Genomic DNA, 20719 nt, shown 5'->3' with positions numbered 1-20719 from the left:
CCCGGCGTTCAGAGACGGTCGACAGTAGGCTCGTTGCGCAACACGACGCTAAGGGGGCTCGAGTGGCGCGGGTTACGGTGATCGGTGGGGGTATGACCGGGTTGGGTACGGCCCTCATGCTCGGCCGGCGGGGACATGCGGTCACGGTGTTCGAGCAGGACGGCCGGAACGCCGGAGAGGACCTGGACCGGGACTTCTTCCACTGGGACAGGCCCCGGGTCCCGCAGGCCGTCCAGCCCCACTCGTTCCTCGCGCCCGTGCGCACGGTGTTGCGCACCGAGACCCCCGATGTCTACGCGGACCTGCTGGCGCGCGGAGCCCGGGAGTACCACGAGTTCGACTGGTTCAGTTCGCATCCGCCGCACCGGGACGGCGACGAGGAGCTGGTGACCCTGCGCACCCGCCGCATCGTGCTGGAGGCCGCCCTAGCCGCGGCCGTGCGGCGGGAGCGCACCGTCGACGTGCGGCAAGGCTGCCCGGTACGCGGGCTCGCCATCGGCGATGGCCGCCCGCCGCGGGTCACCGGCGTGCGGGTGGGCGCGCGGACGCACCGGGCGGACCTCGTGGTCGACGCCTCCGGTCGCCGCTCGCCAGTGCCCGCCTGGTTGATCGCGGCCGGCTGCCGCCCGCTGGTGGTCGACAGCCACCGCACCGGGCTCGCGTACCTGTGCCGCTGGTACCGACTGCGTGCCGACGGCCCGCGCGACCCCGGGCGGGTCAAGACCGGCTCGGCCGCACCGTTCGCGCTCGCCGGGGTATTCCCCTCCGACAACGACACCTTCGCGGTGAACCTGGTGCTCTCCACCGGAGATCCGACCCGCGGCGCGCTCACCGACCCCGCCGTTTTCGAGGCCGCCGCCCGCCTTTTCCCCGCCACCGCCGCCTGGCTCGACCTGGACCCCGAGCCGCAGTCGCCCGTCCTGGCGATGGCCGGCCTGGACAACCGCTGGACCGCCCTCGCCGACGATGCCGGACCCGTGGTCGCCGGCCTGGTCAACGCGGGGGACAGCCTCATCCACACCAACCCCACCTTCGGCCATGGCGTCGCTCTCGGCCTGCTCGCCGCCCAGCAGCTCGCCACCCACGCGGACCGGATATCCGCGGACACCCTGGTCTACCACCGCTGGACGGCGCAGGCCCTGCGTCCGTGGTTCGACGCACAGGTGACCGCCGACCGCGTCAACGGGCAGCGCCTCGCCGAGAGCGCACCGCTCTCGGACCGGCGGGCTGCCGCCCGGGCGGCCTGCGCGTTCGACGACCCCGTCGTCATGAGGGCCCGGGCCCAGGTACGACATCTCCTGCGACCGGCGGACGACGCCTACGGCACCGACGAAGTGGACCGCCACGTCACCGCCTGGCTGGACGCCAATCCGGACTTCTCGCCCGAGTCCGACGGCCCGACGCGGGAGCAGTGGGTCGCACTCATCCCGAGCTGAGCGGGGCCCGGTAAACGCCTCTCCCACAGGGCTCCCAGCCTGCGGAGCTTGATCAGTGGACACGTCAAGTGGGGTACCATCTCGTATGGCGTAATGGAAATCAACGCCTGTGCAGCGCCGCGCAGGTCGGGTCTGTAGTGCCCTCACGGTCGATTCGGCCAAACGCGCGAGCACCGTCCCACCGAGTGGGTCTGCTCTCAGGATGTCCGGAGAGCAGCTCATCCACAGCGCGCTACCGGTTGGCGACGATCTGCACCACCCGCATGAGCCTCGCCAATTCACCGCACTGGTTCGCAGGCTCCTTTCTGGAGACGACGTGAAAATCCTCCCCGAGATCTCTCGTACGCTGAGTGAGTACCTCCTCATCCCGGGCCTGACCACAGAAGACTGCACGTCGGACAATGTGGATCTCGGTGCGGCGTTGGTACGTCACCGGGTCGGCGAGGATCCGAGAATCCGGGTCGCCACGCCCATGGTGAGCGCCATCATGCAGGCGGTCTCGTCACCGACCCTGGCGGTAGCACTGGCCCAGGTCGGCGGGCTGTCGTTCATCCATCAGAATCAGCGGATCGAGGACCAGGCCGCGGACGTGCTGGCGGTGAAGCGGCACAAGGCCGGCTTCCGCACCAGCGAGGTCACCGTCGCGCCGCAGACGTCCCTCGGTGAGGTCGCCCGACAGCTGTCAGAGAACGAGCAGGGCGTGGCAGTGGTCACGCAGAGCGGGGAAGTGGACGGCGAGTTCCTCGGGATCATCAGCCTCGACGACTTCCACTTGGAACGCCACGGGGCCTCCGAGACCGTCGGCAACCGGATGCGAGCCCGTGACGGCCTGGTCACCGCGCCTGCTTCCGCCTCACTGTCCGAGGCGAACGAGCTGATCTGGCAGCACCACTTGGACGTGCTGCCGATGCTCGAGGACGGCCGGGTCGCCTCCTTGGTCCTCAAGCGGGACTACCAGGCCCACAAGACGTACCACCGTGCGACCGTGGACGGTGAGAAGCGTCTGCGCGTGGGTGCCGGCATCAACTCCCGGGACTACAAGGACCGTATTCCCGCGCTCGTGGAGGCCGGCGCGGACGTGCTGTGCCTGGACTCTTCCGACGGCTATTCCCAATACCAGGCGAAGACCCTCGAATTCGCCCGGGAGAAGTTCGGGGACGACGTCCCGGTCGGTGCGGGGAACGTCGTCGACGGTCGGGCTTTCCGTTACCTGGCCGACGCCGGCGCGGCGTTCGTGAAGGTCGGCATCGGTGGCGGGGCCATCTGCACCACGCGGGCCCAGAAGGGCATCGGCCGCGGACAGGCCTCCGCGCTGCTCGACGTGGTCGAAGCTCGCGACGCCTACGCACAGGAGACCGGGGTGTACGTGCCGCTGTGCTGCGACGGCGGTCTGCTCAACGACTCGCACATGGCGATGGCGCTGGCGATGGGCGCGGACTTCATCATGCTGGGCCGCTACTTCGCCCGGCTCGACGAGAGCCCGTCGCGAAAGCTGCAGATCGGCGGCCAGTGGTACAAAGAGTACTGGGGTGAGGGTTCGCGGCGGGCGCAGAACGCGGCCCGCTACGGCCAGGGTGGCCGGATGGTCTTCGAGGAGGGCGTCGACGGCTACGTGCCCTACGCCGGCAGCCTGTACGACAACGTGGAGCGGACCCGGACGAAGCTGACCTCCACGATGATCAGTTGTGGGTCGACGAACTTGCGGGACTTCCACCGGGACGCGGTGCTGGTTGCGGTGTCGTCCGAGTCGTTCAAGCAGACCGGGGCGGAGATCGAGGTACGCCGGCCCGCCATCGACGCCGGGGAGTGACGTGACCGGCCGGGCTGCCGCCCGGCCGGTCCGGCCCCGTTCCGTCGGCTCGATCGCCGTTCGGAGCGGGGCCGTTCGGCGTGCCGCCGCACTGTTGGCCGCCGGTGCTCCTCAGGCGAAGGCGTGCGCTGCATGTTCGAGGAGGACGGACTCCTTCTCCCACGCCTCCCTGTCCCTCAGATAGCGGGGCTCGTCCGCCACGATGGCCCGGGTCTCCGCCGACCCCATGGTTAGCTTCCAGCGCACCGAGCCGCTCACGCGCTGCGCACAGGCGTCGACGAAGCTCTGGAGAGCACCCCGCAGCTCACCGAACCACCGTCCCTCCAGGGCCTCGCGCACCCACAGTTGCTCCAGGTGCATCTTCTCCCGGATCGTCTCCGCTTCGAGGGTGGCCGTCTCGAGGTGGCGGTAGGAGCGCAGCAACAGCCATGCGGCCGGCATCTCCCTCACCTCGAGCACCTTCTCACCCTGGTCGAGGTGTTCCAGTCCGCTGTACCTTCCCAGGCCGAAGGCGCCCACCCGCCAGTTCAGCTCACGGATCAGGTCCACCAGCGGCATGTCCACGCCGTCGACGGCCACCGGAACGCCTTCCAGGAAGCGCACTTCCACCACGTCGGTGCCGTCTGCGGAACCCTTGCTGCTCCAGCGGTACATCTGTTCGGGCACCGCGTGGTCCTCGGGGTCGTCGAGGATCCCCGATTCGAACTCGCGGCACCACAGGTTGGAGTCTCCGCTGACGATGCGCTGGCTCATCCCGTCGAGGCCGGCTTCCTTGAGCTCCTGGATCTTCTGGTCGCGGTCGACGGGCTCCAGGTCGTACGGGCTTCCGTACCGGCCCTCGAAACCGAGGAGCGAGAGCGCCCCGTTGAGACGGCGCAGGGTGTTCTGGGAGCGGTTCGCAGTGTGCAGGACGGCTCCCGCGCCCAGGCCGCGCGCCAGATCGATCGCGAAGCGGGCGATCAGGGGGCGGCTCAGGGTCGAACTGACCGGGTGCGTACCGAGGTACACGGCCTGGGCACTGATGGCCGGGCGGACGAATTCCTCGGCGAAGGCCGTGCGGCCGTCGATGACGTGGAGGGTCGCGCCCAGTGCGTCGGCGATCTGCTGCTTGTCCGCACTGCTTTCGTCGTCGCCGAGATCGACACTGACGGCATGGACGTTGCCGAAGCCCGCGTTCCTGAGCCGCAGCAGAAGGTAGCTGCTGTCCAATCCGCCGCTGAACAGGGTGACGACAGGGGAATCTGGTGGGAGGACATCGGTTCCGAGCTGTCGGAACGAACGGATGACTTTACCTTGATAACGCACGGGACTCTTCCAGGGTCGGCCGTCAGAACGGATGAACGGGACGGTTGGCGCCGCAGGCGCGTGCGCGGTCGAGTGGCCGGCCCGTGGAAGGGCATGCTCACCGTGGCTCTCCGGCAGGCGTCAGCCGCGACGACCGCTCGGGGGGTCAGGGTCCTCGAGGTCGGGCCAGCCGTGCAGATCGCCCTCACCGGTCTGCCGCAGCTGCCGGATGCGCGGGACGAGGAGCACGGTCGCCACACCGACCACGATGGATGCGAGCGCGATCTGCAACGTCCAGGTCGCGCCGATCGCTTCAGCCAGGGGTCCCGCCGCGGCGTAGCCGAGCGGCGCCACCGTGAAGGAGATGAGCCAGTCGTACGACGCCACGCGGGACAGCACCTCCTCGGGAATGAGGCGCTGCACCGCGGTCGTCCACATGCTGTTTGCGAAGGCGACTCCCGCAGCGCTCGCCAATCCGGCCCCCATGACCACGAGGGTGGGGGATGCCCCGGCGAGTGCGGCGAGCTGTAGCACGCCCAGCAGGAGTGCGAGGTGGGAGGTGATGAGGGGTCTGCGCGGGCGGTACCGCATGGCGGTGGCCGCGCCGATGAGGGCGCCGACGGCCATGCTCGCGCTTACCAGGCCCCAGTCGGCGGCACTGCCCGTTCGATGGGCGATGAGGACCGGTCCCAGAACAAAGAACGCGCTGGAACCAAGGTTGGAGATCGCGTGGCCGCAGAGCGTCACCCAGTACCAGGGTCGGCGAACGACCTCGTTCCAGCCGGCGGCGACATCCTTGAGGATATGGGCCTGTCCCGTCCGCCGGCCCGAGGGGAGGGGAAGAAACACCATTGTGGCGGCACTCACGAGGAAGGTGAGGGCATCGAGCAGATAAGCCCACCCGGGGGAGGCCATCGACGCAGCCGCGCCGGCGATGGCCGGCCCCACCACCTGTGACGCGCCACGTGAGAGCTCCATCAGGCCGTTGGCCTGCTGCAGCCTCTCCCGGCTGACGGTCTGGGGCACCAAGCCGATGATGGCCGGCCGGGTGACGGCCGATGCGGCGCCGTAGCAGACCGCCGTGCCCAGCAGGAGACTCATGCTGCCGTGGCCGGTGAGGAGCAGGATGCCGACGGCCGCCTGCACCACGCACAGGAAGAGGTCGCTGCTGCCAAGGAGCAAACGGCGCGGCAATCGGTCGGCCAGCGCGCCTCCGATCAGGAGCAGCAGGGTGCGGACGACCATGATGGCGGCGATGACGAGCCCGATGTCGGTCGCGCTGCCGCCGACCGACAGGACGGCGAAGGCGAGCGTCACCGGCATCAGCGCGTCGCCGAGAGCTGAGGTCGTCCGCCCGACCCACAGGAGCCGGAACCTGCGCTCGGCAAGGGCGCCGAACTTGTCGGCGGCCCTCATGCGCCCCACCAGGATCTGAGTGAGGCGCGGACTAGAACTCGCATGAAGCACCACCAGTTCGGATCTCAGGTCAACTGTGCCTGCAGGGGCGCGAGTCACCCATCAGTCTTCGCAGTTCCGGCATGCGCCCGCTTCGCTTCCGCATACGGTCAGGGGGGCGCTTGCCGCCCAACTCGGGGCTGCGGCAGCGCCACTGTACACACGTTCGCCAGGTGCGCGGCCCGCCGGTTCCGACCGCCGACCGGGGGTGCCCGAGGCGCACAAGGAGCTGCCGCGACCGTGAGTAAGTCCACTTCGGCGCACGCGCGGTCGGTCGACCCACCCCGGGTCAGACATGGACGAGCACCCGCAAGCCGTCGCGATTCCAGCCCACTTGCGGGCACGTCCTCCACCGATCGCCAGAAAAGATCTTTTGCGATCGTACGAATTGACGTATGGTCGGGCCGTACCTTCATCCAGGATGGCCAGTCAGTGGCTATCGTCGTTTCATCCAAGTCGTCACGTGTTCTGCTGAATCGGTCAACTCGGAGACGTGGACTCATTCACGACCTGCCTCATGACCACTTCGCCCTGCGGCGAGGTCGGTCGGTGGGTTCTTCGCGACACCCGGCAGGTCGGCAGTGCCGCCACCGCCGCGACCGGAATGTCACCGTGCCGCTCCTGGTGCAGGGCTCACAAAACCGGCATCAGAACGTGTTCCTGCTCAACCACATCGGGGGATGTGCTCCATGCTGCTCTTCATAGAGTCCGCTTCAACCGGCGCCGGAATGTCACATGTGAAGTGGGCGGTCGACCACGGCATTGACGTCGCGTACGTCACCGACCAGCTGCTCGAGGTGCCGAAATCACGCCTCGACGGCGAGGTCGTCGACGAGCTCGAACGGCGTGGGCGCGTTTTCCAGGTCCCCTCCACCATGACCGGTGAGGTTCCGTCGGATCTCGTCGACAGGATCGTCGCCGCCGGCAGTCCTGTAGGGGTCATCTGTCCACTGGACCGGAGTGTGGAGTTCGCCGCCGTGCTGGCGCAGCGGATTGGCGCTCCGTACCCCAGTCCGGACGCGATCCGTACTATCCGTGACAAGCGCTCCGCGCGCGACTTCTACACCGAAGTCGGTGTGCCGAGCGTTCGTTGGTGTGATCCCCGGACCCCCGATGAGCTGGTCGCCTTCATGGAGCAGCTGGACGGTCCCGTGGTGCTCAAGAACAGCAAGGGCGCCGGCAGCCTGCACGTCAGGCTCATCCGTGATCCGGCGGACGCCCCCGCCACCTTCGCCGAACTGAGCGGCGACAACCCGTTCATGGGCGGGGGATTGCTGGCCGAGGAGTACGCCCGCGGTCCCGTCTACAGCCTGGAAACGCTGATCGTGGACGGCCGCTGTCACCATCTCGGGATCACCGACCGCCAGCTCGGCCCCAATCCCGGCTTCTGCGAGGTGTCCTACACCTTCCCCGTCCGGATGCCGACGTCGATCGAAGCCGGTATGCGGCGCACCGTCGAGACGTGTGTGGCCGCCCTGGACATCCCCCAGGGAGCGCTCCACACCGAGTTCGCCGTGCTCGGCGACGAAGCCGTGATCATCGAGATCAACATTCGGCCCCCCGGTGCCGGGATCCCCCTGATGATGAACGGCTGCCTGGAGAGTCCGGTAGCCGAGATTCTCGCCGCCGCCGCCCTCGGTACGGCGCTACCGTCGCTGGAACACAACGGTCGGGCCTCCACCACCATGACGGTCTACCCGCCGGTGGCCGGTCAACTTCGCGCGGTTCACGGTCTCGAAGAGGCTCGACGGGCTCCGTTCGTCGCGGCGGTACTTCCCGGCACGCAGATCGGCGAGCAAGTGTTCCCCCCGATGGACTACCGGGGCTGGCTGTGCCAGATCCTGACCGTAGCCCCCTCCCCGAACCTGTCCTTCAACGCCGCCGCGGCAGCGGCACGCGATGTGTGGGCAGAAGTGGAGTGACCGTGCGAAGGCGGTGACCACCCGCCGTCCCCCTGTGAGCCGTAGGCCCACAACACTCACGATGTGCCGAAGGTGCGCACGGCCCGCTTCGCCGCGGGGCCAGCCCTGCGCCTGGCTCCTGCGTGGGCACCCTGCACGCCGAAATGGACGGTAACCGCCGACCACATCCGCCCTCTCCGACCGGCGCATCGTGACGGGGCCCATGGCCGAACGCTTTGCCCGCCCGGGGCCGGTCCGTCAGGCGCCGCCGTACGAAACCCACCGATTGCACAGGCCTTCGCCGCGAGCCGAGCTGCGCGCGGGTCATCTCGATGGCGACGCGCACTCGCGCACTTGCCATGAACACATCACATCCGTCTCGCCACTCGGCAGGACACAGAACACCAAGGGGTTAGACCATGCCGCAAACGCCGACCACCACCGAGCTGGGCCTGCGTCAGGCCGCGGGCTTCATAGGCGCGTACGTCGACAACATCGACCTGGCCGCCGATCTCGACGACGTCACGGTCGAGCAGCTGCGCCTGGCGCTGTACAAGCACAAGGTGCTGTTCTTCCGCGACCAGCACCTGGACCACGCCGCGCACGTCGCGTTCGGGCAGAAGTTCGGCCCGCTCGCCGTACGGGCCCGTGAACAGGACACCGATGAACTCGCACCGTTCCCCCAGATCCTGACGATCTCTCCGCAGCTCGACAAGCAGCTCGTGGGCGCCGACTACGAAGCGGTCTTCCGCAACAAGTGGGTGACCAGCATCAGTGGCTGGCACGTCGACGCCTCTCAGGTGGTCAACCCGCCGGCGATCGCGTTCCTCCGTGCGGAGAAGATCCCCGCGTTCGGCGGCGACACCCACTGGACGAATCTGGTGGCGGCCTATGAGGGCCTGTCGGAACCGATTCGGAAGATGATCGACGGCCTCCAGGCGGAGCACACCTTCTGGCCCGCCCAGCAGCTGGACCCGGCGGACCCGGTCGAGAAGAAGGCTCTCGACATGATCGGGAATAAGAGGATGGCCGTGCACCCGGTGGTACGCGTCCACCCGGAGACCGGCGAGAAGGCACTGTTCGTCAACCCGTCGCGCACAGCCCGCATCATGGGAATGAACCCCGTCGAGAGCCGCAAACTGCTGGAGCTGCTGTTCGAGGAGCTCACGCGGCCGCAGTACACGGTCCGGTTCACCTGGGAGGCGGGATCGGTGGCGGTGTGGGACAACCGGTCCACGGCGCACCTGGCCGCCGCCGACATCGACCACCTCCAGGACGAGATCCGCATCATGCACCGGACGTCGACCGTCGGGGACACCCCTGTCGGCCCGGACGGCTTCACCTCGTACGCGGTGGCGGGCGAGCCGCTGATCGAGCCTGCCGTCGCCGGCTCGTCCCCGAAGGAAACCCGGTGAGGACAGCCGGACTGGTGATCTCGGCCATGGCACCGTCGGTCATCCCCGGGTCGCTGACCCGGGCTGCCGACGCCGCCGCGGCCTACGACCGCCACCCCCAGTACCGGGCCGGAATGCGCTGGCTGGAGGAGTTCGTCACCCAGCCGCACCCCGACCTGGGCCGGTCGGGGGCGGTCTGCCCGCGGCTCGCACCCGCGATCCGCGCCGACACCGTATGGCTGGTCGCGGTCACCGTCTCCGGGTCCACCCCGGCGCACGCCGCCGACGCCGGTCGGCTCCTGGAGGAGGTGTTCGAGAGCATCGCCACCGGGCCGCAGCGGGCATCCACCGCCCTGCTCGGCTTCTTCCCCGGCCTGCCGGAGGAGGACGCCGCCGACTTCATCGATGGCGGCCACCGCATGCTGCGGGCCGAGGCCGTCGAACGGGGCCTGATGCTCGGGGAGTTCCACGAGAGCAGCACCGTCGGCGGTGTACACAACCGCACGTTCCCGGTGATGCGCTGCCCGGAACCGATGTTCGCCATCCGCGCCATGACCCCCCACGACCTGCTGTTCGCCGATCAGCCCGGGACCCCACCGGCCGACCGGCTCAGCTTCCTGCTGGCGTACGAGCGGCACATCGGCCCCCGGCTCAGTCCCGCGGCGCGGGAGGGCCTGCACGCCCACCTGGCTGCCGCCCGTCAAGCCCTTCCACCGAGAGAGTCATCGTGACGCTGCATCCCCCGGCCGGTCTCGCCGAACTGACCCTCGCCGCAGCTCTGGAGACCGCCTACTACGAACACCGGTCCTCCGACGCGGTCGTCACCGCGGACGGGTCATGGACCTACCAGGACCTGGCCACGAAGGCGCACGCCGTCGCCGACGGCGTGCGCGCCGCGGGTACCGGCCCGTCCGGTGAGACCCCCGTCGTGGCGCTGGTCCTCGGACGTTCGCCCGAACTCGTCGCCACCGTTCTGGGCGTGCTCGCCGCCGGTGCCGTGTATCTGCCCCTCGACCCCGACGCACCGGACGCCTTCCTGCGCCAGGTCTTCGCCGAGGCCCGGCCGACGCTCGTCGTGACCACCGCCGACCGGGCCGCTCGGCTTCGGCAACAGACCTCCGCGCCGGTGTGGACGTACCAGGACCTGCTCGGCCGGGAGCGGCCCGCCGAGGTCATGGATATCGCGGCGGACCCCGCTGGGCCGGCGTACGTCATCTACACGTCCGGTTCGACCGGAGCGCCGAAGGGCGTGTTGGTACCGCATGCGGCGCTGCTGAACTCCACCGCGGCACGCTTCGACCGGTTCGGCGTGGCCGGCCGTGTGCTCATGCTGCACTCACCGGCGTTCGACCTCACCACCGGCGTCCTGTTCTGGACGCTGCTGACCGGCGGCACACTGATCATCGATCCGGCCGGTCTCACCGACGTCGCCAGGACACTCGACCTGGTGCACCAGCACCGCATTACGCACCTGATCTACCCGGCGTCGCTGTACAGCGTCTTCCTGGATCGTGCCGTCGGCCGCCCGCCGACTCATCTGGAGGCCGTCGGGATCGGCAGCGAGCGGTGGAGTCCCGCCGTCATCGAACGGCACGCCGCCCTGCTGCCGAACACCTCCCTCGTCAATGAGTTCGGCCCGACGGAAGCGTGCGTCTGCTCCAGCTACGGGCTGGTCTACGACGCCACCACCGGGCGGCGGGCATCGATGAGCATCGGCCGACCGGTACGCAACACCGGCTACCTCCTCCTCGACGCCGATGGCCGGCCCACCACGGGAACGGGCGAGCTGGCCATCACCGGAGCGAACCTCGCACTCGGCTACCTCGACCGCCCGGATGTGACCGCCCAGCGGTTCGTCACCATCGACGGCGAACGGGCGTACCGGACCGGCGACCTCGTCCGGCAGGACCCGTCGGGCGACTTCGTGTTCCTGGAGCGCGCCGACCGGCAGGTTCAGGTCGGGGGGCACCGCGTGGAACCGGGCCACGTCGAATCCGTCCTGATGGGCCACCCCCGGATCGTGCAGGCGCACGTCACCGCACGTGTTGTGGGCGGGGAGGCGGGGTCGGTCTCCCTCGTCGCCTACCTGATGCCGGTGCCGGAAGCGGCACCCGGCCCGAGGGTCCCCGGCCCGGACGATGAGGCCGAGAGCGACGCGTCGTTCATCGCCCACTGCGACCGGCATCTGCGTGAGCGGGTCCCTGCCTATCTCGTACCCTCCGCGTACGTCGTGCTGCGGGAACTGCCCCGGACCGCGTCCGGAAAGATCGACGAGCGGCGGCTTCCGGACCCGGCCTCGGTCACGGCCGGCCCGTCCTCGGCCCGGCCCGGGGACGCCCTGGAAGCGCAGCTGGCCGCCACGGCCGCGGGCATCCTCGGCGTGTCGCACGTACCGCTGGACCGGTCGCTGCTGATGCTCGGAGCCAATTCCCTCGCGATGATCCAGCTGGCCGCCGTCGTCGCCGCCGACCACGGCGTGGACGTTCGCGTCAGCGCCTTGTTCGCCGCCCCCACCATCACCGGCATCGCCGCCCTCGTCCGTGACGGCACACCGTCCGCCCGTCCGCGGATCCAGTCGGGCGCCAGCCCCACCGAGACCGGCCCGGAGGGTGTCGCCGCGTTTCCGCTCAGCGGCCAGCAGGAGCAGATCTGGGTCCTGACCCAGCTGACACCCGAGGCGCTGGCGTACAACACCCAGTTCTCCCTGAGGATGCGTGGTCCGGTGAACATCGACGCGCTGGAAACGGCGCTGACGCACATCGTGGCCCGGCACGAGATCCTGCACACCACTTTCCACGACGGATCCGACGGGCCGGTCCAAGTCGTCCGCGAACCTTGGCGGGCGCGCGTCGAGGCCGTCGACCTCACCGGCATTCCCGAGCCGGACCGCGACGTGGAGCTGGCGGCTCGCATGCGGGCGCAGGTCGCTACCGGGTTCGACGTAGGTATCCTGCCGCTGGTCCGCTGGCACCTGTTCCGCCTCGCTGCTGACGAGTGGCGGCTGCTGCAGGTGGAACACCACTTCGCGCACGACGGCTGGTCCGCTCAGCTGTTCCTGACCGAACTCCGCGATGCCTACGCGGCGATCACCGCCGGGGAACAGCCGGACCTGCCGGCCCTCCCGGTGCAGTACCGGGACTTCGCCGCCTGGTACCGGGCATGGCGGGAGACCGGCGACTACGCCGATCAGGTCAGCTACTGGCGCGAACGGTTGTCCGGCTGCCCCCGTGACGGGGCGACCTTCGCCGCGGACCGGCAGCGGCCCGTGGTCCGTTCGTCCGGCGGCGGCCGCCTGGCCGTCCACATCCCGGCCGAGGTCATGGGCGCCCTCGACGATCTGGCCGCCCGGCACGGGGTGAGCCGTTTCGCCGTGTTCCTGTCGGCGTTCGCGGTGCAGGTATGGCAGCACACCGGCGAGCAGGACATCGTCATCGGTTCCGCTCTGGTCAATCGACGTCAGCCCGGTACGGACCGGCTGCTGGGGATGTTCGTCAACGCGCTTCCGCTGCGGGTCGGTGTCGACCCCGCCGCCTCGCTGGGCGAGCTCCTGCGCGCGACGATGACCGTACTGCTGGGCGCGCAGGACCACCAGGAGTTGCCGCTGCTGGACCTGCTGGCACACCTGGACATGCCCCGCGATCCCGGCCGCAATCCGCTGTTCAATCTCATGTTCGCGTTCCACGACACCCCCCGGCCGCACCTGCGGATGGGTTCGGTGGAGGCGTCCCTGGTCATCGAGCACAACGCCACCGCCAAGGGTGACATCAACGTGGTGTGCGTACCCGACCCTCGTCACCCGGACGGGAGCGGGCCGGGCGGGATGACCATCCTGTGGGAGTACGACACCGACCTGTTCGACGTGGACACCGCCCAGGAACTGCTCGGCGGGTTTGAAAGAGTCCTGACCAGCCTGTCACGCTCGACCGACCAGGCCGTTCACGAGCTGGACCTGCTGGGTGCCGCCGAGACGACACGGATTCTCGGTCTGAGCACCGGCCCGACCGATCACGTGCCGTTCGACACGCTGCACGCCGGCTTCGACGCCGCGGCAGCCGCTCACCCGGACGCCGTCGCGCTCGAGCACGCCGGATCAGCGTGGACGTACCACCAGCTCGACCAGCACGCACGCAACCTCCAGCGGCGACTTCAGCAAGCGGGGCTCAGGGCCGGAGAGGTCGTCGCGATCACCTGCCCCGTCGGCATCGACCTCGTCGCGGCGATCCTGGCCACCTTGCGAGCGGGCGCGATGTACGTGTGCATCGATCCGGCTCAGCCCCAGGCCCGCACCGCCGCGATGTTCGACGATGCCGCCCCGAGCGTCATCGTCGCCGGCCGCACCGCCTCCGGCGATGCGGCGCTCTCCGGCGCGCCCGTCGGCGTTCCCTACCTGTACGCCGACGATCCGTCGTGCGACACGACCCGGAACACCACCGTGCCGCCCGACCCGCATGCGGACGTCCAACCGGCCGACGGCGCGTACCTCGTCTACACCTCCGGCTCCACCGGAACTCCGAAAGCGGTCCTGACCAGCCACGCCAACGCATGCGCCGCCGTGCACGCCCGCACCAGGTTCCTGGACACTGCGGGGACGGCGCCCGATAGGCCGGTGAAGACCCTGGTCACCCTGCCGGTGATCTTCGACGTGGCGCCGCACATGATGTTGTGGACGCTGTGGTCGGGCGGCACCATCGTGGTTCCGGATACCGTCGACCACGCCCGGGACGCAAACCTGATCCGCTCCCTCATCGAGCGCAGCGGCGTCACGCACGTCAACTTCACCGCATCCTTCTACCGGCAGTTGGTACGGACGCTCCCGGTCGGTTGGCGGTCGGGGCTGAGGGTCGTTGCCATCGGCGGTGAGGCGTGCGGCCCGGACGACCTCCGCGAACACGCCGTCCGCATACCCGGTGTGGCCCTCGACAACGAATACGGGCCGACCGAGGGCACCGTGTGGTGCTCCGCGCAGCGCCTCCACCCTGCGAACCCCGGCGTGGCGACACGGTTGAGCGTCGGTGCCCCATTGGCCAACTACAGCATGGTGCTGCTGGGACCTCACGGCCACCTGTTGCCCGTCGGTGCGGCCGGAGAGCTGTACATCGGCGGGGCGGGGGTTGCCGCCGGCTACCACCGTAGGCCCGAGCTGACCGATGAGCGGTTCCTCGTCGCGACGACCGACCCGCTCGCCGGACAGCGTCTCTACCGGACCGGAGACCGGGCCCGGATCAGCGCCGGACGTTTTGAAATCCTCGGGCGCCTCGACGACCAGGTCAAGATCCGCGGATTCAGGGTGGAACTCGGTGAGGTCACCAGCTGCCTGCTGAAGCACCCGGACGTCGCCGACGCGGCGGTGCTCCTCCAGGAGACCGGCGGTACCCAGCGGCTGTTGGCGTACGTCGCCGCCCCTGCCGACCGCACCGTCCTCCCGGACCGGCTGCGCGAGTGGGCCGGCCGACGACTGCCGTCGTACATGGTGCCCGCTGATTTCGTGATCATGGAGCGACTTCCCCGTACGTCGACGGGGAAGATCCAGACGTCGCGGATGCCGGCGCCGCCGGCCAGGGCAGGCCTCGGCGCGACGTCCGAGCCGGAGAGCCCCCGTCAGCAGTTGCTGCTGGAGGTTTGGCGGGACATCCTCCAGCAGCCGGACACCGGCGTGGACGACGACTTCTTCGCCCGCGGGGGCGACTCCCTCCAGGCGATCCGGGCGGCGGCACGCACGCGGGCCCTCGGCGTGGACGTGAGCGTCGCTGATCTCCTGACCGCACCGACCGTCCGCGGCCTGGACCACCTGATCACCACCCGCCCGGATCGCGACATCGCCGTGGTGGCCGAACGTCGGCCGGCCGGATTCGCCCTCTCGCTCACCCCGATCCAGGCCTGGTTCTTCGCCCAGCGGTTCGCCGAGCCGGACCACTTCCACCAGGCGCGCCTCTTCGAGATCGCCGATCCCTGCGACCTGGCTGCGCTGCGAGCCGCACTGGTCTGGGCGATCCGCCGTCACGACGCGTTCCGCACCCGTTTCAGCCACCAGGGGGACGTCTGGACCGCCGTCCTCGCCGCGGCGCCGGCAGCCGACCTGCTGGGTGAACACGTCCTGCCGGACGGCCACGAGCCGCTGACCGAGCGGCTCGGGGCCAGTCTGCGCGGCCTGCACCGGCGGATCAGCATCGCCGACGGCCGGATGGCGGATTTCACGATCGTGCGCGATCCGGCCGGCACCCGTGCCTGGCTCTACCTGATCGCCCACCACCTCGTCATCGACGCCGTGTCCTGGCAGATCGTCACCGACGACATCGAACGGGGCTACCGGGCACTGCGGGACGAGCGAACCCTGCCCCACGGTGCGGCACCCGGCATGCCGGCCCAGGCCGCTGCCGAACCCGTGCCGGATACGCACTGGGAGACTCTCGCCAAGGCCCCGAAGCCGGCCCTTTCCGGAGCCGGCGCTTCGAGGGCCGGACGGGCGACGGAAGCCGCAGACCGAGTCCGCATCAGCCACCGCCTGTCGCCCCGGGCCACGGCGTACCTGGGCCACGACGTCCGCCGGCTGCACGACATCAGTGCCCAGGCCCTCCTGCTGGCCGCACTGCACCGCGCGCTGGTCCCGTACAACGACGGCCCGGACCTGTACGTGTGGCTGGAAGGACACGGCCGGACCCACACCGGCAACGGCGACCTCGAGAACGTGGTCGGCTGGCTGACCTCGCTCTACCCTGCACTCCTCACGGATCTCGCTTCGGATCAGTCCCGTCTCGTCGACGCCGCTGCCGGCATCGACCGACAGCTGGCCTCGGTCCCCGACGCGGGCACCGGCTTCGGCCGGGCGCGTTTCCTGCACCCCGAGTCGCCCCTCGGCAGCCAGTTGGACGAAGTCAGGTCACCCCAGGTCACCTTCAACTACCTCGGGGGGTACCAGCCGCCCATCGGCGACCACGTCCTGCGGCCGGCCGCCGGGCCCGAGGCAGCGACCATAGCCCCCGCCAACGTGCTTCCGACACCGGTCGACGTGACCGTGGGCCCGGATAGCGAAGGCACCGTGACCTGCCACTTCTCCATCGACCCGGAACTGCTCGACGCCAACGAGGCGCAGCGGATCGCCGACCGGTTCGCCGCCGAGGTGGAGAACGTCGCCCGTATGGTCCCGCTCACCCCCGGACCGATCAGCCACCCCGCGCGCACGCTCTTCATGATCCATCCCGGCGGCGGGCTGATCGACTGGTACACGCCGCTCGCGGGCGCCCTCGGCCGTGGCTGGGACTGCTACGGCCTGCCGCACGACCACTCCGACGAGAACACCACGATGGAGGCACTCGCCCGGCGCTACCTGTCCCGGATCAGGGCGGCCAAGCCGTCCGGCCCGTACTCCCTGGCCGGCTGGTGCATGGGCGCGCCGATCGTCTACGAGATCGCCCGGCAGGCACAGGAGGACGGCGACGCGGACCGTATCGAGGACCTGTACCTGCTCGACCCGCCGCGCGCCGAGCAGCCGCCGAACCCGGACGACGACATGATCGTGCACCTCCGGTACGGGGTCCCACACCACACGAAGGACGCCGTCGCCGAGGCGCTCGCCGCGACCGGGCACCTGCCCATCACGGATCGTGCGGAGGCGCTCGCCGACCTCCTCGGCACCTCCGCCCCCGGTGTTCGCGACTATCCAGTGCTCGGCCAGATGCGCATGCGGTTGAGCTGTCACTTCGCGATGGCCGGGTGGCGGCCCGCCGGCCAGGTGCCCCGCCTTCGGCTGTACGTGCCGCAAGTCGTCTCACCGGGCTGCGACGACGCCAGCGAGACCTGGCGGCCCTTCGGCGCCGGCGTGACCGTCACCACGATCCCGGGGGACCAGAAGAGCATGCTCACGGCCAGTGAACTCCACCATGCCGTCGCCACGACCGACCCAGCCGACCATCCGCGGGGTCGAATGCCGGATGCGGCAGGAAAGGGGTTCCGTTCATGACGCCCGACGCGAGTACCGCATCGCCGGAGGATCTGTTTCGGCGGGCCAAGCTCACCGCTGCCGACGAACGCATCTTCATCGTCAAACTGGTTTTCGCGTACGGCATTTGGGCCATCGGCGTGACGCTCGCCCTCTTCGTGGGGGCGTGGCCGATCCGATTGCTCGGAGTCGTGCTGATCGGCGCGATGTACTGCCACTGGCTGGAGCTCCAACACCAGTGCCTGCACCACTCGGCATTCCGGCGAGCCCGCCTGCACCGGCTGGCGGGCGTGCCGTTGGGTGTGCCGATGTTGGTGTCGTACAGCCACTACCGGGTGCGTCACCTCCAGCACCACCGTTACCTGGGCACGGACCAGGACTCGGAGTTCTTCGGCTTCGACTCGCGACAGCTGGTCACCTGGCCGGCACTGATACGCGAGGCGCTGGCCTTCGGCCGACTGATCGGCTCCATGGCGGACATCGTGCGCTGCTGGAGGGGCACCTGGTCCTACGACATGGGCCAGATATCGAAGGACCGCGAGCGGGACGTCGAGGCGGAGTACAAGTTGTTCGCCCTGCCGCTCCTCGGCGCGGCCGTGCTGGTCGTGCTCGGCCACGGCGACCTCGTGTTGTGGGTCTGGCTGCTCCCGCTGCTCATCGCGGTGCCCCTGCACTTCCTGGTCGAGTTGCCCGAACACATCATGTGCGACAACTCCACCACGAATGTCCTCAGCAACACCCGTTCGATCACGGGTAGTTGGTTCAGTACCTGGTACACCAACGGGAACAACCTGCACATCGAGCACCACGCCGCCATGGTGGTGCCGATCAACCGGCTGCGGGACCGGCACGACATCACCCTGGCGTTCGCGGCACACACCTCGCCGAGCTATCCGACGTTCTTCCGTGCCATCGCGCGGGAGGCTTCGGACAACGCGAGGGCGGGCCGATCCCCGAAGCAGTAGTGATCGCCGGTCCGTGTCCGCCCGGCCGCGGACCGGCGATCGCAGCCGCCACGAGAGGGAGGGAATCACTTGAACACAACCTACGAAAACGGCATCACGATCGCCCACGTCGATGTCGACGAGGCCCTTGCCCGCGATTGGCGTGAGGAACGGCCGGATGCCGACCTGATACGGGTCAAGGCTCCCGACGTCGCGGACTGGCCGGCCCTTCGCGGAGCGGGATTCACCGTCAAGCCCGGATGGATTACCTGGCTCGCGCCCGCGTGCGCGAGTGAGGAGGAATTCCTGACGCGCATGTCGCGCCGCTCTCGGCGAGGAGCCCGCAGTGGTCCCGCCGCTCTGGCGGAACGCGGAATCAAGCTGTCCGTCAGGTCGCCCCTCGACTCCCTCCAGATGGACGAATTCCTCACGCTGTACGAAGCCCACGTCGCGACACTGCGAAACGGCGTTCCCTACGCCCGGCGCGTCCGGGATCAATTGCTGGAAAGGCCGGAGGCGTACTTCACCGTCAGGGCGCAGGGCGCGGACGGCACGCTGATCGGCGCGTGCCTTTGCGAAATCGACCCGGCGATGTCGATCGTCCGGGTCCGGTTCACCGCCCTGGGGGACGACGACCGCGACGGCAAGCTCGTGCGCGCGCTTTATCTGACGGCGTTTCAGGAGGCGCGCGATCGAGGTAGCCGGTGGGTCTCGCTGGGCAGTGATCCGAGCACCTACGGTCATCAAGTTCAGCCGGGTCTCTTCGTGTTCAAGAGCAGGTTCGGGCTCTTCCCGGTCCCGCTGAAGCTGCTGCAGCCGGATGCCCACCCCATGCAGACCGCTGACGAGGCGGATCTGGTGCTTCGATTGACGGCCCTCTCCGACCCCACCCTCCTCGTCGCCTACCAGGGCGACCGGCCGACGGGTCACCGTACGGACGACGCCTGGCTCAGGAACGCCAACGGGCAGGGGTCGATGCCCGTCGTTCCTTTGCACCTGGAAGTCCTCGCGAGTGACCCGGAAACCGATACGAACGCCTACGGTGCGGGGTTCTTGAGCCGGACGACCCTGCGCGTGATCGATGCACGTTATTGACAATCAGGAGATGTAAATGCACCTGTTCTCGCTGATAGGCGGAGTCGGACATCACCAGGGAGCCTGGCGACGTCCGAACAGCCGAGCCGAAGGCGCGATGACGCTGGACTACTACAGCGACATCGCGGCGCTCGCCGAGCGCGGCAAGATCGACGCCCTGCTCATGGCAGACGGCCTGTCCGTGAACGGACCCCGGCTGGCCAGTGCCTCGTTCCCGCACGTGGAGCCGATGACGATGCTCTCCGCGCTCGCCGCTCGCACGAGCCGGATCGGCCTGGTGGGCAGCGTGTCGACGACGTTCAGCGAGCCCTACAACGTCGCCCGGCAGTTCGCGACCCTCGACCACATCAGCGCGGGCCGCGCCGCGTGGAACATCGTCACCTCCGGACACGGAGAGCTGAACTTCGGGGACGCCCCCCTGCCGAGCCACTCGAACAGGTACGAGAGGGCGGACGAGTACCTGGAGGTCGTGAGCGCGCTCTGGGACAGCTGGGAGTCCGACGCGATCGTTCTCGACCGGGCCAACGGGGTATACGCCGATGCGGCGAAGGTCCACCGGATCAACCACGTGGGTAAGCACTTCAAGGTCGAGGGTCCGCTGAACGTGCCCCGAAGCCCCCAGGGACGCCCCGTGCTGGTCCAGGCCGGCTCGTCCGGCACGGGCCGGACCTTCGCCGCGAAGCACGCCGAGGTCGTCTTCACCGCCCAGCAGACACTGGCCGGCTGCCAGGACTTCTACAGCGACATCAAGGCCAGGGTCCGCGCGGAGGGCCGCGACCCCGAGAAGGTGAAGGTCTTCCCTGGGGTCCACCCGCTCGTCGGCAGCACGGAGGCGGAAGCGCTGCGGATGGAGGACGAGCTCCGCCACCTCATCCGGATGGACACCGGGATGGCCTGGCTGTCCAAGCAGTTGGGCGGCATCGACATCTCCGGCCTCGACCCGTCGAAGCCCGTTCCGGAGGAACTCCTGCCCGCGGTCGACACGGTCCAGGAGCGCAGGAGCCGGTACGAGATCTTCAGGCAGTTGGCCGTGGAGGAGAAGTACAGCATCAACAGGCTGATCGAGGCCGAGGTGATGTCCGCGGGCCACCTGGTGGTCGTGGGCGCCCCGGAGCAGATCGCCGACCGCTTCGCGAAGTGGGTGGCCGAGGGTGGTGCAGACGGCTTCATGCTCCTTCCCTCCTACCTTCCGGAGGGCCTGGAACTGATCGTCGACGGGATAATCCCCGAACTGCGCAGGCGCCGGCTCTTCCGCAGCGACTACACCGGTACGACGCTGCGCGACCACCTCGGGCTCGACCCGCTCACCGGGTCGGACCGGGGATAGCGCGCGGTTCCCCCAAGAGTCGGCTGGGCAACGTCTGGAAGGGGCCCGCACCGGGAGCGCGGTTCCGCGCTCCCGGCCAACGCCTTGCCCGTCGGCGTCGCCCGAGCAGGGCTCAGTTGACGTTGACGGCCTTCTAA

Annotated in this window: 11 protein-coding genes; 9 read left to right on the top strand and 2 right to left on the bottom strand. The window is 69.3% G+C overall.

Going from position 1 to position 20719, the window contains the following annotated elements; translation table 11 throughout:
- The first annotated feature begins 92 nt into the window (after positions 1-92).
- Together ACFY0I_RS34635 and ACFY0I_RS34630 are read left to right on the top strand one after the other, a co-directional pair.
- Positions 93-1436: an FAD-dependent oxidoreductase gene (locus ACFY0I_RS34635; protein ID WP_388903283.1), complete on the top strand. Its 1344-nt coding sequence runs from the start codon at positions 93-95 to the stop codon at positions 1434-1436.
- Positions 1437-1752: 316 nt separating this feature from the next.
- On the top strand, positions 1753-3246 hold the full coding sequence (locus ACFY0I_RS34630; protein ID WP_388903320.1) for an IMP dehydrogenase: 1494 nt from the start codon (positions 1753-1755) through the stop codon (positions 3244-3246).
- A gap of 111 nt (positions 3247-3357) precedes the next feature.
- On the opposite strand, the gene ACFY0I_RS34625 is transcribed toward ACFY0I_RS34630, so the two are convergent.
- Both ACFY0I_RS34625 and ACFY0I_RS34620 read right to left on the bottom strand, forming a co-directional pair.
- On the bottom strand, positions 3358-4551 hold the full coding sequence (locus tag ACFY0I_RS34625) for an argininosuccinate synthase-related protein (RefSeq protein ID WP_388903282.1): 1194 nt from the start codon (positions 4549-4551) through the stop codon (positions 3358-3360).
- A 120-nt stretch (positions 4552-4671) separates the two neighbouring features.
- Positions 4672-5946, bottom strand: coding sequence for an MFS transporter (locus ACFY0I_RS34620; protein WP_388903280.1), 1275 nt, complete (start codon positions 5944-5946; stop codon positions 4672-4674).
- Between the two features lie 728 nt (positions 5947-6674).
- Here ACFY0I_RS34620 and ACFY0I_RS34615 point away from each other — a divergent pair.
- The 7 genes from ACFY0I_RS34615 to ACFY0I_RS34585 all read left to right on the top strand — a co-directional run bounded on the left by ACFY0I_RS34615 (position 6675) and on the right by ACFY0I_RS34585 (position 20582).
- Positions 6675-7907, top strand: a complete 1233-nt coding sequence (locus tag ACFY0I_RS34615; RefSeq protein ID WP_388903277.1) for an ATP-grasp domain-containing protein — start codon at positions 6675-6677, stop codon at positions 7905-7907.
- Positions 7908-8305: 398 nt separating this feature from the next.
- Positions 8306-9301, top strand: coding sequence for a TauD/TfdA dioxygenase family protein (locus tag ACFY0I_RS34610; RefSeq protein ID WP_388903276.1), 996 nt, complete (start codon positions 8306-8308; stop codon positions 9299-9301).
- Positions 9298-10011 carry a DUF6875 domain-containing protein gene (locus ACFY0I_RS34605; RefSeq protein WP_388903274.1) on the top strand — a complete coding sequence of 238 codons (714 nt, stop codon included), beginning with the start codon at positions 9298-9300 and terminating at the stop codon, positions 10009-10011. The genes ACFY0I_RS34610 and ACFY0I_RS34605 overlap by 4 nt, the downstream gene beginning before the upstream one ends.
- On the top strand, positions 10008-17237 hold the full coding sequence (locus ACFY0I_RS34600; RefSeq protein WP_388903271.1) for an amino acid adenylation domain-containing protein: 7230 nt from the start codon (positions 10008-10010) through the stop codon (positions 17235-17237). Before ACFY0I_RS34605 ends, ACFY0I_RS34600 begins: the two co-directional genes overlap by 4 nt.
- Entirely contained in the window at positions 17234-18181 is a 948-nt protein-coding gene (locus ACFY0I_RS34595; RefSeq protein WP_388903268.1) for a fatty acid desaturase family protein, read from the top strand. The genes ACFY0I_RS34600 and ACFY0I_RS34595 overlap by 4 nt, the downstream gene beginning before the upstream one ends.
- Before the next feature lie 69 nt (positions 18182-18250).
- Entirely contained in the window at positions 18251-19255 is a 1005-nt protein-coding gene (locus ACFY0I_RS34590; RefSeq protein ID WP_388903266.1) for a GNAT family N-acetyltransferase, read from the top strand.
- Positions 19256-19271: 16 nt separating this feature from the next.
- Positions 19272-20582: an LLM class flavin-dependent oxidoreductase gene (locus tag ACFY0I_RS34585; RefSeq protein ID WP_388903264.1), complete on the top strand. Its 1311-nt coding sequence runs from the start codon at positions 19272-19274 to the stop codon at positions 20580-20582.
- Positions 20583-20719: the final 137 nt, after the last annotated feature.

The organism is Streptomyces sp. NPDC001568, from assembly GCF_042893755.1.
In the GTDB taxonomy this organism is placed as follows: domain Bacteria; phylum Actinomycetota; class Actinomycetes; order Streptomycetales; family Streptomycetaceae; genus Streptomyces.
The sequence above is the reverse complement of the archived record's forward strand: the minus strand, read 5'-3'. Positions and strand labels throughout refer to the sequence as shown.

What these genes read in the sequence shown, in the direction of transcription:
- ACFY0I_RS34620 (WP_388903280.1), bottom strand. Translation starts at nt 5,946, where the DNA reads ATGAGGGCCGCCGACAAGTTCGGCGCCCTTGCCGAGCGCAGGTTCCGG.
- ACFY0I_RS34615 (WP_388903277.1), top strand. Translation starts at nt 6,675, where the DNA reads ATGCTGCTCTTCATAGAGTCCGCTTCAACCGGCGCCGGAATGTCACAT.
- ACFY0I_RS34610 (WP_388903276.1), top strand. Translation starts at nt 8,306, where the DNA reads ATGCCGCAAACGCCGACCACCACCGAGCTGGGCCTGCGTCAGGCCGCG.
- ACFY0I_RS34595 (WP_388903268.1), top strand. Translation starts at nt 17,234, where the DNA reads ATGACGCCCGACGCGAGTACCGCATCGCCGGAGGATCTGTTTCGGCGG.
- ACFY0I_RS34635 (WP_388903283.1), top strand. Translation starts at nt 93, where the DNA reads ATGACCGGGTTGGGTACGGCCCTCATGCTCGGCCGGCGGGGACATGCG.
- ACFY0I_RS34585 (WP_388903264.1), top strand. Translation starts at nt 19,272, where the DNA reads ATGCACCTGTTCTCGCTGATAGGCGGAGTCGGACATCACCAGGGAGCC.